Origin of the sequence: Lacipirellula sp. (assembly GCF_965279485.1) — a bacterium.
GTDB lineage: Bacteria > Planctomycetota > Planctomycetia > Pirellulales > Lacipirellulaceae > Lacipirellula.
Genome location: NZ_CBDIIC010000002.1, coordinates 1,724,225 through 1,738,682, shown reverse-complemented (window position 1 = coordinate 1,738,682; position 14,458 = coordinate 1,724,225). Strand labels below are relative to the sequence as shown.

8 protein-coding genes are annotated in these 14,458 nt (G+C 62.8%); 4 read left to right on the top strand and 4 right to left on the bottom strand.

The window, feature by feature from the left end:
- Window positions 1–36 precede the first annotated feature (36 nt).
- Window positions 37–534 (top strand): hypothetical protein, encoded by a 498-nt coding sequence (locus ACQY7R_RS14560; RefSeq protein ID WP_428306319.1) that lies wholly within the window; start codon window positions 37–39, stop codon window positions 532–534.
- Here ACQY7R_RS14560 and ACQY7R_RS14555 read toward each other — a convergent pair.
- On the bottom strand, window positions 523–810 hold the full coding sequence (locus ACQY7R_RS14555; RefSeq protein ID WP_428306318.1) for a hypothetical protein: 288 nt from the start codon (window positions 808–810) through the stop codon (window positions 523–525). The two genes, ACQY7R_RS14560 and ACQY7R_RS14555, sit on opposite strands and share 12 nt — an antisense overlap.
- A 246-nt stretch (window positions 811–1,056) precedes the next feature.
- On the opposite strand from ACQY7R_RS14555, the gene aroC reads away from it, so the two are divergent.
- Together aroC and ACQY7R_RS14545 are read left to right on the top strand one after the other, a co-directional pair.
- Window positions 1,057–2,196 (top strand): chorismate synthase, encoded by a 1,140-nt coding sequence (gene aroC, locus ACQY7R_RS14550; RefSeq protein ID WP_428306317.1) that lies wholly within the window; start codon window positions 1,057–1,059, stop codon window positions 2,194–2,196.
- Window positions 2,197–2,286: 90 nt separating this feature from the next.
- The gene (locus ACQY7R_RS14545) at window positions 2,287–3,654 is read left to right on the top strand and encodes a hypothetical protein (protein ID WP_428306316.1); all 1,368 of its coding nucleotides are present in this window, start codon (window positions 2,287–2,289) and stop codon (window positions 3,652–3,654) included.
- A 49-nt stretch (window positions 3,655–3,703) separates the two neighbouring features.
- Here the strand turns inward: ACQY7R_RS14545 and ACQY7R_RS14540 are convergent, their stop codons facing one another.
- The 3 genes from ACQY7R_RS14540 to ACQY7R_RS14530 form a co-directional block, all read right to left on the bottom strand.
- On the bottom strand, window positions 3,704–7,042 hold the full coding sequence (locus ACQY7R_RS14540; protein WP_428306315.1) for an ELWxxDGT repeat protein: 3,339 nt from the start codon (window positions 7,040–7,042) through the stop codon (window positions 3,704–3,706).
- Window positions 7,043–7,238: 196 nt separating this feature from the next.
- On the bottom strand, window positions 7,239–10,646 hold the full coding sequence (locus ACQY7R_RS14535) for an ELWxxDGT repeat protein (RefSeq protein WP_428306314.1): 3,408 nt from the start codon (window positions 10,644–10,646) through the stop codon (window positions 7,239–7,241).
- 466 nt (window positions 10,647–11,112) lie between these two features.
- A complete protein-coding gene (locus ACQY7R_RS14530) occupies window positions 11,113–12,912 on the bottom strand; it encodes an adenylate/guanylate cyclase domain-containing protein (protein WP_428306313.1) in 1,800 nt (599 codons plus the stop codon).
- A 172-nt stretch (window positions 12,913–13,084) separates the two neighbouring features.
- Here ACQY7R_RS14530 and ACQY7R_RS14525 point away from each other — a divergent pair, with 172 nt between their 5' ends.
- Window positions 13,085–14,350 carry a 2Fe-2S iron-sulfur cluster-binding protein gene (locus ACQY7R_RS14525; RefSeq protein WP_428306312.1) on the top strand — a complete coding sequence of 422 codons (1,266 nt, stop codon included), beginning with the start codon at window positions 13,085–13,087 and terminating at the stop codon, window positions 14,348–14,350.
- The last annotated feature ends 108 nt before the right edge of the window (window positions 14,351–14,458 follow it).

The following is a 14,458-nucleotide window of genomic DNA, read 5'->3' as shown; positions in this document are numbered from 1 at the left end:
GATGTTTGAACACTGTGTCGGACGGCGGAGCTTGCGATGAGATTTGCAGCTTACGAGCAGCGACGCGGCACTGTGGACTTCTTATTCGAGGGACGTAATGACGCTGCAGGGATCCTCGGTAGTTGCACGCTGAGCGAAGCCACACCAGTGGTGACTGCTTGCTCACTCGAAGAACTCAAACGAGAAGCGAGAGCCTATCTCGGCAAGGAGCCGGACGCCATGCTGTATTTGACCGATGATGACTGCCGCGTTTATGAAATAGTGATCAACGAGAAACATCACGCTGCTGTAGGCAAGGCCGAACGTCGCCTCGCAATTTCAGTAGTTCTGCTGATTTTTAGCATCACGTGCTTGTTGGCAGCCGCTCTCGGGTCGCACGGCGCATGGGCGCTGCTTCTCTTTGCCGGGGTAGTGGCGATATATGGCCTAATTGTCGGAACGGGCATTCAGAATGAGATTGAAGGCGCAGTCCTCTGCGAAATCCTCTTGATCCTGACTCTGCTTCTGACTCAGAAAATTCTCCTAACCTCTTAATCCACTAATAGATTCGCCGGCGTCTACGAAACGACGGGCGTTCGTCTGTAAAACGGCGAGAAACTGGTTCGCCTGAACATACCCCTCGTATTCGGCCTGCTCCTCAGTCGTGAGCTCGCCCTCGTTGGCCTTCCGGGCAAGCTGCTCGATCTTCAGCTGCAGGGCTTCGTCCGCATGGAAATCGGCGATCTTCGCCGCCTGGTCGTGGCTCAGCAGGCCGATCACCGGCTCAACGGCACGGTCGAAGGCGTCGGTAGCGACCAGGGAAGGGCTCATGCTTCTATTCTAGCATCGCCCAGCAGCCCGGTGGATAGCATTGCCGCCGCCTATCTCCCCCCATTTCGCCAATGTACAATGGACCCCCCGCCCGACCTTGCGGCTCCAGCGGCAGATTCGTAGTCTCCCCTCGGCGCAATCCGACGGTTACCCCCGGCTGCTAGCCGGGGGCTAAGGGAGCCTTACGCGCTGCTCGCCCCGCGCGCATCCACTTTCCACTTTCGTCTTTCCCCTTTCGAAAACTCAATGCTCCGCTACTGGACCGCTGGCGAATCTCACGGCAAAGCGCTCATCGCGCTCCTCGACGGCTTTCCCGCCGGCGTCGCGATCGACGAAGAACCGATCAACGTCGAACTCCGCCGCCGCCAGGGCGGCTACGGTCGCGGCGGCCGCCAGCGCATTGAAACCGACACCGTCGACGTCCGCACCGGCGTTTGGCACGGCGTCACGCTCGGCAGCCCGATCGCGCTCGAAGTCGTCAACCGCGACTACAAACTCGAACGCCTCGAAGATCTCCCCCGCCCGCGCCCCGGGCACGGCGATCTCACCGGCGCCGTCAAGTACCTCGGCTCCATCCGCGGCATCCTCGAACGCGCGAGCGCTCGCGAGACCGCCGTCCGCGTCGCCGCCGGCGCGCTCTGCAAGCAGCTGCTCGCACCGTTCGGCATCACCGTTTTCGGCTTCGTTGCGGAAGTCGGCGATCAGAAAATTGAACCAGTCGCCGGCACGCTCGATGAACTGAAAGCGATCCGCGACGAGAGCGAACTCTACGGTCTCAACCTCGAACGCGACGACGCGATCAAGGAACTAATCGACCGCGTCGGCAAAGAGGGCGACACTCTCGGCGGCATCGTCGAGGTGCAGGTTCACGGCCTGCCGTTCGGTCTTGGCACGCACGCTCAGTGGGATCGCAAGCTTGACGGTCGCCTCGCCCAAGCGGTGATGGCCGTCCAAGCGATCAAGGGAGTCGAAATCGGCCTCGGCTTCGAAGCCGCCCGCCGTCGTGGCTCGCAAGTGCACGACCCGATCCACTACGACGAATCGAAGAAGCAGACGCACACGCTCGGCTACGAACGCCCGACGAACAACGCCGGCGGCCTCGAAGCCGGCATGACGAACGGCCAAACGCTCGTCATCCGCGCCGCGAAGAAACCAATCAGCACCCTCCGCAAGCCGTTGGCGTCGATCAACCTCGACACCAAGGAAGCCGAGGGCGCCAGCTACGAACGGAGCGACGTCTGCGCGATCTCCGCCGCGAGCGTGATCGTCGAAAACGTCGTCGCGATCGAAATCGCCGCCGCCCTTGTCGATAAATTCGGCGGCGACAGTTTGCAAGAGATGCAGGCGAGGTACAAGCTTTTCCAAGAAATGGCGGCTGAACGGTAGGGAGAACAAGTGGGTAGTCGGCAGTGGGCGCTGGGCAGTGAGAAAAACACTGTCCACTGCCCAGCGCCCACTGCCGACTAGAGAACACGGATGTTCGCTTTCCACGAAACCACGCGCAAACGGATTTGCCGCACGGGCTTCTTCGCCCTGTGCTTGGCGCCGACGTGCGCGACTGCTGCGTGGATCGTCGACCATCACCTCCCGTGGCGCCAATCCGCCGCCGCTCGTCGGCTGAGCGATCGCTACTACCTGCAAGTCCAACTCGCCGACTACCGTGAACCGCGTCCCAATTTCCTCCGCACCGCCTCGGCGACGCTCACCGCTCCCGACGCCACGGCGCCGCTGCTCAAACTCACGGGCATTGAAACGCATCGCGGCGAAACGCTCGCGCTCTCTATCGACGAGCTCGTGCTCAGCGTGGCCGACCTCCCCGCGCTCGCCGAGCAACTCGAATGGTCGTTCCAGCGGACCGACGCTCGCCGCATCTATTTGCTCGTGAAGCAGGTGACGCTCACCGCCCCGGTGATCACGCAGCTGCACCAACTGCAGGCGACCATTGAGCGCGACGCTGCGGGCAAGCTGGGGTTCCGCCTCATCGCCCACACGACCGCGACGCCGGCCGCCGACGCCAAGCCGCTTCGCCTATCGCTTGAACCTCGCGCCGCCAGCGAGGGCGCCCCCGAACACGCCGTCGTAGAACTCGACACGCAGCAGAACGGGCTCCCCGCGTCGGTCCTGGCGCCCCTCGTCCCCGGCGCTGCAGCCCTCAACAACACCGCGACGTTCACCGGCAGAGTCACTTGGACAAGCTCGCACTCGCTCAGCGGCCCGACGACGCTCGCGTGGGAAGGCGACCTCCGCGGTAAATTCACCGGCGTCGATCTTTCGAGGTTGATTCCGCAACCTTCGTCGCACAAGCTACAAGGAACCGCGACGCTCGATCTGACCGTGTGCCGCTGGCGCGACGCAAGATTCACGCACCTCGCCGGTACGCTCGTCGCCAACTCCGGCGCTCAGCTCAACGGCGCCTTTCTCTTCGCGGCTCGCACTTTCCTGGGCTGCGGCATCGGCGTTGAGTTCAAGGAACTGCAGTCCGCTTACGACCGCTTCGTCAATCGCCAAGCGACCGAAGCAGACGCCGCGCTTCGCACGGAGTTCCATCATCTCGACCGCTTCGCGTGCGAGTTCGATCTCAGCGACCAAGGCATCGTCATCGCGCCGAGCGTCTCGCAAGAGGACGCGCCTGCCGAAGCTGGGGCCGTCCTCGCTGTGGCAGACGGCCACTCACTACTGCTCGCCGCACCAGACCATCAAGCGAGCGCCAAATCAGGAGTCTTCACTCCCGTCAGGCTCCCCGCCGCGTCCTGGCTCCAGTTCATGGCGAACTCCACCCCCCACTGGCTCCCCTTCACCCCCGAAGCCATCGAAACCGCGCGCCGCCTGCCCAGACCCGAGTAGCCGCGGGTCAACGACCTGCCGGAGCGAACCGCAACCAAGCGCGCCCCGCTCACCCAACCAATTCCTCTCGCCCCTCTGCCGCCAGCTCTGCCCAGTCGTCCGCAATGCGCTCCGGCAACTCACTCGCTTCGCAAACATCGCCGTCCCGCAGCCGCCATCCGTCGCTCGACGTCCCGGCCCACGCCACGAATGCAGCATCTCGTGCGACGGCAGTCGTTCGTCGACGCGATCGCATTGCGGCTTCTTCACCAGCGTCGATGCGCCGCTCCGCAGTAGCCGCGGTAGCGAGTGCTTGTGGCCGCGACTCAGCATCATCGTCCGCAGCTTGCGCCAGCGCGACAAACCCACGCGAACCAACAGGCGCCCTCGCCGAGAGCGTGGCTGCGCCGCTGATCACCGGCAAGTCGCTCGCAGCGAGCTGCGTCGCGATCGGGATTGAATCGCCGCTACCGGAAACCGCCAACGGCGCTTCCGTAGGTTGGCTTCCTTCCGAACTCACCGCCACGGCGACGTTCACAGCACTCCCTTCCCCAAACTGCTCTTTCCAAACGGCCAGATCTCCAGCGTCGCCAGTTCCGCTCGCATCCCAGTCGACGCCCGACCCAGCAGGAATCGCAGCTTCGCCAAACCCGCGCTGCCATGCCAGGAAGTCGGCCCCGTCGACGACGTCGTCGCCGTCGTAGTCGCCCGGCAACGGCGGATTCGCGGCGCCCGTCCAGAGTTCGGAACCGTAAGGATCGGTCGTGGCGATGACGAACAATCGTCCGTTAGCGGTCGCCATCGGCGAACGATCTTGGATACCGGCGCTGCTGGGAATTCCCGGTTGGAGATCGGCGACCAGCTTCGTCCCAACCACGGTCCCATTGCTGGTCCACAGTTCATAGCCGTGGGTTCCGTCGTTGGCATAGAAGTAGAGCCTGCCCGCGACGTTGGTCAATCGCTGCGGGAACGAGGCGCCAGTTCCCGGACGGATGTCTGACAACTGGAACGTGCCTTCTTCAGTGCCGTTGCTCACCCACAGTTCGACTCCGGCCGTACTTTGCGCAGCGAAGTAGAACCGACCGTCCACCTCGACCGGATCGAATTGTATGTTGGTGGGGCTGCCGGGGTATCCGGCGAGATCTTTCACCCGCACTGTTCCCGCCGCGGTCCCATCGCTCTTCCAGAGATCGTTTGAGCCCAGAATGCTATTGGCGAAAAAGAAGAGCTCGTCTCCTACCTTCGTCAAGTGAAAGGGAGTGGAGCCGCTCGCGCCCGAGAAAATATCTTTGACCAGCGTCGTCCCAGCGGCGGTTCCATCGCTCTTCCACAATTCCGTCCCGTTGACGAAGTCGTTCGCGACAAAGAAGAGCGTTCCATTGGCATTGGCGAAGCGTCCCGCCGAATCGATCGCCGACGCGGAGCCGGAGGCAATATCCTTGACCAGCACCGTCCCCGCCGCCGTTCCGTCGCTTTTCCACAGCTCGATTCCCGCGTTGGGAGACCTCGCGGAGAAGAACAGCGTTCCTCCCACGTTGGTCATGTGTCCTGGAGACGACGTCGACGTCCCAGGCCAAATGTCCTTGACCAGCACCGTGCCAGCCTGCGTGCCGTCGCTTGCCCAGAGCTCCGCTCCTGTAGTACCGTCGCCCGCGACGAAGTAGAGGACGCCGCCGACGTCGATCATCGAACTGACGGTCGGCGCCGACAAACTCGCCAGACTGCTGTGTAGTCGTTTCGTTCCGACGGTTGTACCGTTGCTTACCCACAGCTCTTTAACGCTCGGGCCGATCGCTGCAAAATAGAGCAACCCTCCGGAATTGGTGAACAGCGTGAGCGATAGCGCCGCCGAGTTTTCCGACACAGACCAGACCCGGCTGGTCCCCGCCGCGGTTCCGTCGCTTTTCCACAGCGAGAGGCCGTTCACTCCGTCGTTGGCGGAAAAGTAGATCAGTCCGTCGACTTCGGTGACGTTCGACGGCGCGGAAGAATTCGTCCAATCGCGCAGATCTTTGACTAGGGTCGCTCCGGCGGTGGCGGGAGCGCTGCTCCACAGCTCGGCGCCGCGCACGCCGTCATTCGCGCGGAACAGCAACTTGCCGTTCAATTCGGTCAAAAACTGAGGATCGGAGCTGAAGCTCGCCGCACCGGGGCGAATATCCGCCGTCAGCACGGTTCCCGCCGCCGTGCCGTTGCTCTTCCACAACTCATAGCCTGTCGCGCCGTCGTTGGCGACGAAGTACAGCGTGCCGGCGACGTTCGTCAACGAACGGAGCGAAGCGAGCGAGGCCCCGTTGATGTCCTTCAGCGCATAGGTGCCTGCGGCCGTGCCGTTGCTACGCCACAATTCGCCCGCGCTCCCGGGAAAGAGCGGGGTGAAGTAAACAACGCCGCCCGCCTCGGTGAGCTGAGTTGGATTCGAGGCGACCGCGCCGGGAGCCAGATTCGCGACCATGACGGTCCCCGCCGTCGTGCCGTCGCTCTTCCACAACTCGGCGCCATCCGCGGGAGTCGCTGCACTAAAGAACAACGTCCCGTTGACGTTAATGATTCCTTGCGGGTTGAAGGCGGCTCCTTCACCATCCACCGCTTTCACCAACTGCGTGCCCGCGTTTGTGCCGTCGCTTCGCCACAGCTGTCGCTCCGATCCAGCTTCTTCTGCGGCGAAGTAGAGCGTCCCCCCCAAGTTCGTCAATTCGCTCGGATAAGATCCAGTGACGCCGAACTGCAGGTCCGTCACCAGCATCGTGCCGCCGACGGTGCCGTCTGACTTCCACAACTCAGAGCCCGACTGCGACGTGGAGGCGACAAAGTAGAGCGTACCGTCGATGTCGAGCGCTCGTTTGAACTCCGGAGAAATCTCCGGGAACGCTCCCAACGATTGCGTTCCCGCTTCCGTGCCATCGCTGCGCCACAGTTCCGCCAGACCATTCCGCGACACGGCGAACCACAGCGCGTTGTCGCCCGCGACGAAGTTGCTCAATACCGAACTGCCTGAGCCCAGCGTGATGTCCTTCACCATCACCGTGCCGGCGGCGGTGCCGTCGCTTTTCCAGAGTTCTCGACCAGTCTCTCCAACGTTGGCAGTGAAATAGAGCACCCCTCCCACGTTGGTCAGCAACTGCGGGGACGAACCGCTCGCGCCGGCGACGATGTCCTTGACCAGCGTCGTCCCTGCAGCCGTGCCGTCGCTCCGCCACAACTCCGTGCCCAAGACTCCGTCATTCGCCTGAAAGAAAAGAATCCCTCCCACGTTCACCAAATTGGCGGGATTCGATTCAACCTGAATCGGGTTGGCGTTGACGTCTTTTAGCAAGTGGAGATCGACGGCCAGTAGGCGCCTAGTTTCCAGTTGCTCTAGACCAAGTCGCCGCGCGGTGAGGGAAGAAGAGAATTGTTGAGAACGCATCGCAATCCAACGCATGCGAGGATGTTAGTCAAAAGGAGCGTGACCGAGCAGTCGCTCGACTTGCTCAGCCTAACAAGAATCGACGACCGCCTCAAACAATCAATATCCAAAATTGAGATATTGGCTGTGCGACGATTCTCGGTCAGCTCGCCCGCAGGTCAATCTGACCAGAAAAATCGGCTCCTCGCGGTTGCATTCAACGCGAGACCGCGCTCTCCACTGCTCCGGAGCGTGGAAGACGCCGCGTGACGGTCGCCAGCGAAACTTTCACTGCGCTCTCCGCCAATTCGGCGCCGGCGAACCAATCCGGCAAGTCCGCCAAGCCTCGTGGCGCGTGCCCGCCGCTAGCGTCGCGTCGTCGACGTTGACCGTGTGCGGCGTTCTCCCAATTGGTGAACGCCGCGTCGAGCACGACAGTGTTTAATCTCTGCTGTGCTCGTTCGGCGTAAATGTGGCGAACGAGGACGTCATGCTCGTCGGTCTTGAAGAATGACCGCACGTCTTGCGTCTGATCATCTGCCGCCTGAGCCAGCGCAACGAGCCCTCGCCCGCTCAGCGAATCCGTCGCGGCGAGAGTCGAATCCGTTCGTTCGGCCTGCAATCCAATCGCCGCGACCGCCGTGGCCTGAATCGCATCGCTGACCGCCGCGTCGCCAGGCGCGACAACTGCTGACGCCGCACTAGCAGCCTGAGCCGCGCCCGCCCCAAAGCGTTCCTTCCAAACCGCCAAATCTCCAGCGCCCACAGTCCCGTTCCCATCCCCATCCGCCCCCGACCCCGCCGGCGTCGCGCTCCCGCCGAACCCGCGCTGCCATGCGAGGAAGTCGCCGCTATCGACGCGGCCGTTGCCGTCGTAGTCGCCCTCGAGCGGCGTCGCTGGCAGATCGGAAATCCACAGCTCGAGGCCGTACAGATCGGTCGCCACGACCGCGACCAAGCGATCGTTGACCACGCTCAGCACGCGCGAGCCATAGAGACTACTTCGGCTGTCGTTTGAAAAGTCTTTCGCCAATTCGACGCCGGCCCGGCTGCCGTCAGTACGCCATAACTCGTTACCGTGGTACTCATCATTTCGGGTGAAGTAGAGATGATCGTCCCAGATAGTGAAATTGGATGCGGAGCCCGCGAACAGCAGCTCGATCGTTCCTGCCGGGGTCCCGTCGCTGCTCCACAGCGTCGTCCCCGTTTCGAATGAAGTTGCGATTATGAAAAATGTGCCGCCCAGGCTCCCCAACGTTTCCACTCGATCGTACCAACTCAGGTTTAGATGCGTTAACTTGTTCGTTCCCGCTTCTGTTCCATCGCTCTTCCATAAGGCTGCGTTGTTTGAGTCGAGGTGAGTGCTGAAATATAACTCTCCGTTCACGTTGGTAAGTTCGGTCGGCCAGGCGCGATCTGTTTCAGGAGAGACGTTTTTTACGCGGACAGTTCCGTTCGCTGTTCCATCGCTCTTCCAAAGATCGCCGTTCACGCCGTCTTGCGCTGCGCTGAAATACAGAACGCCGCCGACGTTAACGAGCCAAGAAGGCCGTGAGTTTCCGGCGCCGAGAAGAATATCCTTCACAGGGAGGGTCCCTGCTTCCGACCCGTCGCTGCGCCACAATTCTACGCCAGTAACGCCATCGTTAGCGGAGAAATAGAGGACGCCTCCCACGTTCACGACTGCAGACGGCTCGGAACCCCTTGCCCCTGTTGAGATGTCTTTGATGCGCACCGTGCCTGTTTCAGTCCCGTCGCTTTTCCACAGCTCGATCCCCGTCGCGCCGTCATTTGCAGCAAAGTAGAGCGTCCCGTTAACGTTGGTAAATTCCCGCGGGTTCGAACTCCCGGCGCCGGTGAACACGTCGCGAACGATGACGGTCCCCGCCGCGGTGCCGTCGCTTTTCCAAAGCTCGACGCCCGAGACGCCGTCGTCCGCGGTGAAGAACAGCACTCCGCCGACGTCGACAAGGTTGCTAATCGACGAACTCTCCAGGCCGGGGCGAATGTCTTTGACGAGCCGCGCGGTCCCCGCCGTTCCGTTGCTCACCCACAACTCTTCTCCGGCGCTGCCGCCGTTGGCTCGGAAGAAGATGTCGCCGCCAACTCCCGTGGGATAGTAGGAATTCGAACCAGCCGTCGCCGGAAGAATGTCCCTCACCAACGCAGTCCCTTCTTCAGTCCCGTCAGACCGCCACAGCTCTTGCCCGTGGACGTCGTCAGATGCCACGAACAGAGCGCCGTCGCCTAGCGCGGTGAACGAGCCGGCAAACCAGCCGGCGCTGCCTGCGTTAATGTCTTTGAGGCGCCTAGTGCCTGCTTCGGTTCCGTCGCTGATCCAAGGCTCGCTGGCGCTGCTGCCGTAGACGGAGAAATAGAGCTTCCCGCCAACGTTCGCCAAGGATGAGTAGCGAGGATTGCCGCCGAATTCTTCAAGCGTCTTCACCAGCGCCGTACCGTCGACTGTGCCATCCGTTCTCCAGAGTTCCAGCGCGAACTGCTGCGCCGCCAGGAAGTAAACTTGGCCGTTGACGTTAGTGAACCCGTGCGGACGCGACTCGTTGGGGGGATCGCTGGGCCCCCATGGCGGTTGATAGGATGAGTTACCAGGCCACACGTCTTTTAGGAGAATCGTGCCCTCGGGGGTTCCATCGCTTCGCCACAACTCGTTTCCGTGCTCGGGGTCAGTCGCCGCGAAAATCAGCGTCTCGCTGATGGTTGCACCAGAGAGAAACGCCGTGTACGCGTAGCTGGACTGATAGCGGCTAAGAAAGAGGGTCCCGGCGACGGTTCCATCCGTCTTCCACAAGCCGAAGCCGGAAGTTCCGTCATTCGCCGCGAAGTAAGTCGTCTTTCCGCTACTGCTCAGCACCCTCAGCCGTTCGCCGTACGAACTACCAGGGAGGTCCGCAAGTTGAAAGGTCCCGGAAGCGGCGCCATCGCTTCTCCACAATTCGGCGTTAACGGTGAATAGCACCGCATCCCCGACGGAGCCTAAGATGTTCGGTGGCGTCGAACCGGAGAAAGGGTCGGGATTGGGAATTGCGATCACAGCCGTTCCAACGTCTGTTCCATCGCTCTTCCAAAGACTCATTCTCGAATTTTCGAGAGTCGCTGCGGTGAAGAATAGCGTTCCTCCGACGTTCGTCAGGTTGCTAACATCCGACGGCCTGAATCCGGGAACCAAGTCTTTCACGCGATAGGTGCCAGTCTCGGTTCCGTCGCTCCGCCAAAGTTCAACGTCGACGCTCGGGTAGGCGCCGACGTCGCCCACCCGATCAGTAGCGGCGAAATAAAGTACTCCTTGAAACTCGGTTAGGTGCGCTGGATTCGATCCCTTGGCGCCCGGGAAGATGTCTTTCACCCGCACGGTCCCCTCCGGCGTGCCGTCGCTTTTCCACAGCTCCTTCCCCGACGCGCCGTCGTTCGCGGAAAAGTACGCAGTGCCGCCGATCGTCACGATTGGCCCAATGTTAGACGGGACGGGCGCCGGCGTCTGATTGACGTCGGCCAACAGATGAAAATCAACGGCCAGCAACCGGCGGCCTTCGAGCGATTCAAATTGCAGCTTGCGTGACTCCGTTCGGCCGTGAGTGCGAGACGAAACGAGATTGCGAGCAGGCATCGCGGTCCATCACCAGAGGCTAGTTAAGGGGGCCTGGCTCGTGCCAGGGCCGGCTCAGTCTACGTTGAAGACCTAGATTTCACAATTTGGGCTTCTTCTTGACGCGTATTTCCCCGGATTTTTATGTTGAAACTGGGCCACCCAATCCGTTAGGGTGAGGCGTGGATTCTCGTTCCCAAGCTTCGCGTGGGAACGAGAATTCCGACGTTCTGCGTCGCGAACAGAAGCACCGTATCGGTGGCCGCGAAGGGCCTTGCCGCGCAAAGCAGACTTCGAATCCGTTAGATACAGAAAGCGAGGAGCCAGTCGCTCAAATGCCGCGACAACGTCGCGAGCGACAAGCAAAGCGTCACGACAAACCTAACGCACGCAACCACTTAAGCTTTATGTCGCCAAAAATGCGATGACGCGACAATAAGCCGCGACAACCCAAAAGCGGACCATCGCCCAGCGCCGCGCAAGCAACTCACTTCGAAAGAATCTCAATCACCGCATCGTTCCCGCTAGCGAACAAATCATCCGCCCGCCGTCCCAACCCGCCGCGCCGCAGCGCCGCCGTTTGTTGAGCGAGAAACGCCGCCGGCGTCGACGGTCCGTCGGATAGCAATGATTCAAGCTCCCGCTCCGCGAGATCAAGATCGCCTTCCTCAAAAGCCGCCAGCGCGATCGCATAGCGGTCGAGGTCGCCTTGCAATCGCTCCGCATCGGCCGCGGGGAACAGCGTGAACAACTCTTGCGGGTCCTCGATCCCCGGCAGCCGAGCCGTGCACACCTTCAGCGCCGTGAGCCGGCTCGAGGCGCGACGACGCACCGCGTCGGTCACCAACAGCGGTACGTCGAGATGTTTAGCCGCCGTCTGCACGCGGCTCGCAAGATTCATCGCGCGCCCGCGCGGGCCGTACTTCATCCGTTGCCGTGTGCCGGCGTTGCCAACCTGAACGAGACCCGTATGAATGCCGATGCCAAGCTCCAGCGGGAACGGCAACAACTGTCGCCAAGCGTCGCTCACCTGGGCGATCGACTCGAGCATCTCGAGCGCCGCCAGGCATGCGCGATCGGCGTGATCGGGTTGGTCGAACGGCGCGTTCCACATTGCCGATACGCCGTCGCCGTAGTAGTCGATCACCATGCCGCTCTGCGCGGTGATCGCGTCGGTGAGCGCTTCCATCACCGCGGAGAGCAGATCGCAGCTCTCGGTCGGGGTGAGCATTTCCGCGAGCTTCGTGAACCCGCGCAAGTCGGCGAGCAGCATCGTCGCTTCGCGCGTTTGGCTGGCGAGCGCATTCGGCTGCCGCAGCAAGTGCTGAGCGACCTCCGGCGAGAAGGCTTGTTCCAAGAGGACCTGCCGCCGTGCCGCGTCGACTTCTTGCTGCCGCCGCGCGAGTCCCGCCGCCACGCCGTCCGCCAAGACTTCAATTACGCGCGCTTCCAGCGTTCGCACGCCGACGCGACGGTTGTCGCCGCGGCCATGCCGCACGCCGTACACCGCGGCGATCACTTCGCCATACTCGCCCCGAACCGGTGCGAGCACGAGCGAATCTTGCGGTTGTGGATCGGGCAGCCCCGGCACCAGCGACGTTGTCCGCACGCTCGACGCCGGCCGCCGCCACACATCTGGGCGGGCGACCATCAGGTTGAGAGCCGCGTCGTCGAACGAGAACCCGTACCGCGGATCGGCGAGCGAACTGCCCGCAATTTGCCAGGTCGAACCTTCGCGCAGCAAAATCATCGCGGCGTCGAGGCCCGTGCTGCGGACGGCGATCTCGGCAGCCCGCGTGAAGAACTCGTCGCTGCTCGCGGCCGTGCGGTGGAGGTCGCTCACCGCGGCGAGCCACTTCGATACGGTCGCCGAGTCGGGGCCTTGCTTGCCGGCATGGGCGGGGCGCTCAGCATCGGTGGCATGAAGCGCTTCGAGCGCGAGCGTCTCCGGCCGCACGGTACGAAGCTTGATTTCAAACCAAGTTTCGCCGAGTTGAAACGTTGCCGGCAGCGACAACTCCATCGGCACATGGCAAGCGAGGGCGCCGCCGTCGGCGAGGAAGACGTTGTCGTCGATGCCGCGGCAGTCGATCACCGTCGCTTCGCCGCTCGGGCGGAGGCGGATCGTGATCCGATCGCCGACCGGCGTTTGTTCATCGCCCGAGCCAGCCGCAATGTTGCTCGGCGCCCAGCGTTCGTCGAGGCCTTGCTGCGCGAGCGTGATTTCGGAGCCGACGACGCGAAACTGCTCGTGCTGTCGTCGGTTGAAGACGGCGACTTGCCACATGGCGGGAGTACTCAAGGGGAGGGCACTGGCGGGAGGGCGGCGATCTGCGCAAGAGTAGGTCGCTCTCCGGCATACGTCGTAACCGCTTGCCGAAAAACTTTCCCAACCCGCACAACCGGAACCTCGCGGCCGCCAGCATGAGTTTCACGGCAATTGTCCCGATGCGCAGTACATGCTCGAACCTGCTTCGCTGGGCCTAATCTCCGGAGCCGCCCTCCTGGGGACCGCGGGAGTTCGCGCCGTTCGCGGCGTCCGCGGCCTGCTGCGCCGCGAGCAAGAGCGGGTTGAAAAGACCGAACGCGAACGAGCCGCTTTCGCCAACCAACTCGACGCCGCCCTCCATTGGGCGCGGGCGAGCCAGCCGCGGTTGAAGGCGTGGATTGGCGTGCGAGACTTCCGCGTCTCGGCCGTCGTCGACGAAGCGGAAGGTTGCCGTTCGTTTTACTTAGTGCCGGAGGATGGCCGTCCGCTGGCGCGCTTCGAGCCGGGGCAGTACCTCACGTTCCATCTGCCGACGGCCGATGCGATGCGGCCGCTCGTGCGCTGCTACTCCCTCTCCGACCGACCGCGCGACGACTATTACCGCATCACGGTGAAGTGCGTGCCGCGACCGGTTGATGAAGGGCAGGGGGGCGGGCGCGAAACGCTCAGCGGCAGCAACTACTTTCATCGCGACGTGAACGTCGGCTCGACGCTCGCGATCGAAGCGCCGCAAGGCTCGTTTTTTCTCGATCCGACCGACGACCTGCCGGTGGTGCTCATCGGCGGCGGCATCGGCGTGACGCCGATCCTCAGCATGGCGGCGGCGCTCGTGCATCGTCGTGATCGCCGGCAGATTTACGCCTTCACCGGCTTCCGCAACAGCGGCGAACATCCCTTCAAAGCGAGCTTCGAAGAACTCGCCACCGCGACGAGCAACCTGACGCTCGACGTGGCGTACTCGCGGCCTTATGACTGCGATCGGCCCGAAGTCGACTACTCCCACTGGGGGCACGTGAACGTCGACCGGCTGCGGCAAGTGCTGCCGTCGAACAACTTCCGCTATTACCTCTGCGGTCCGCCGGGGATGATGGAATCGCTCGTCCCGGCGCTCTTGGAGTGGGGCGTCCCGGCCGAGCATATCAACTACGAAGCGTTTGGCCCCGCCACCGTCCGCGGCCTGAGCGACGCCGCCGCGAGCGAGCCGTGCAACGTTGACTTCGTCCGCTCCGAGAAATCGCTCCGCTGGCAAGGGAATGAAGAGTCACTGCTCAATCTGGCAGAGCAGGGGGGCGTGCGACTTGAATGGGGCTGCCGCGCCGGCAACTGTGGCCAGTGCCGCGTAATGATCGCCGCCGGCCGCGTCGCGCATGCCAAGCGCCCCGGCGTCGAACTCGTCGACGGCGAATGCTTGGCGTGCATCGCGCGGCCTGTCGGCGACGTGGTCGTCGAAGCGTAAGTTCCCCTAGCCCCGGGCTCCGCCCGGGGGTCGGTTTGCGCATCGACGCGTATTGGAGTGGTGAGCGACCCCCGGGCGGAGCCCGGGGCTAGAGTGCGAGAGCATGCC

What these genes read in the sequence shown, in the direction of transcription:
- ACQY7R_RS14555 (WP_428306318.1), bottom strand. Translation starts at nt 810, where the DNA reads ATGAGCCCTTCCCTGGTCGCTACCGACGCCTTCGACCGTGCCGTTGAG.
- ACQY7R_RS14525 (WP_428306312.1), top strand. Translation starts at nt 13,085, where the DNA reads ATGCTCGAACCTGCTTCGCTGGGCCTAATCTCCGGAGCCGCCCTCCTG.
- ACQY7R_RS14530 (WP_428306313.1), bottom strand. Translation starts at nt 12,912, where the DNA reads ATGTGGCAAGTCGCCGTCTTCAACCGACGACAGCACGAGCAGTTTCGC.
- aroC (WP_428306317.1), top strand. Translation starts at nt 1,057, where the DNA reads ATGCTCCGCTACTGGACCGCTGGCGAATCTCACGGCAAAGCGCTCATC.
- ACQY7R_RS14560 (WP_428306319.1), top strand. Translation starts at nt 37, where the DNA reads ATGAGATTTGCAGCTTACGAGCAGCGACGCGGCACTGTGGACTTCTTA.
- ACQY7R_RS14545 (WP_428306316.1), top strand. Translation starts at nt 2,287, where the DNA reads ATGTTCGCTTTCCACGAAACCACGCGCAAACGGATTTGCCGCACGGGC.
- ACQY7R_RS14540 (WP_428306315.1), bottom strand. Translation starts at nt 7,042, where the DNA reads ATGCGTTCTCAACAATTCTCTTCTTCCCTCACCGCGCGGCGACTTGGT.
- ACQY7R_RS14535 (WP_428306314.1), bottom strand. Translation starts at nt 10,646, where the DNA reads ATGCCTGCTCGCAATCTCGTTTCGTCTCGCACTCACGGCCGAACGGAG.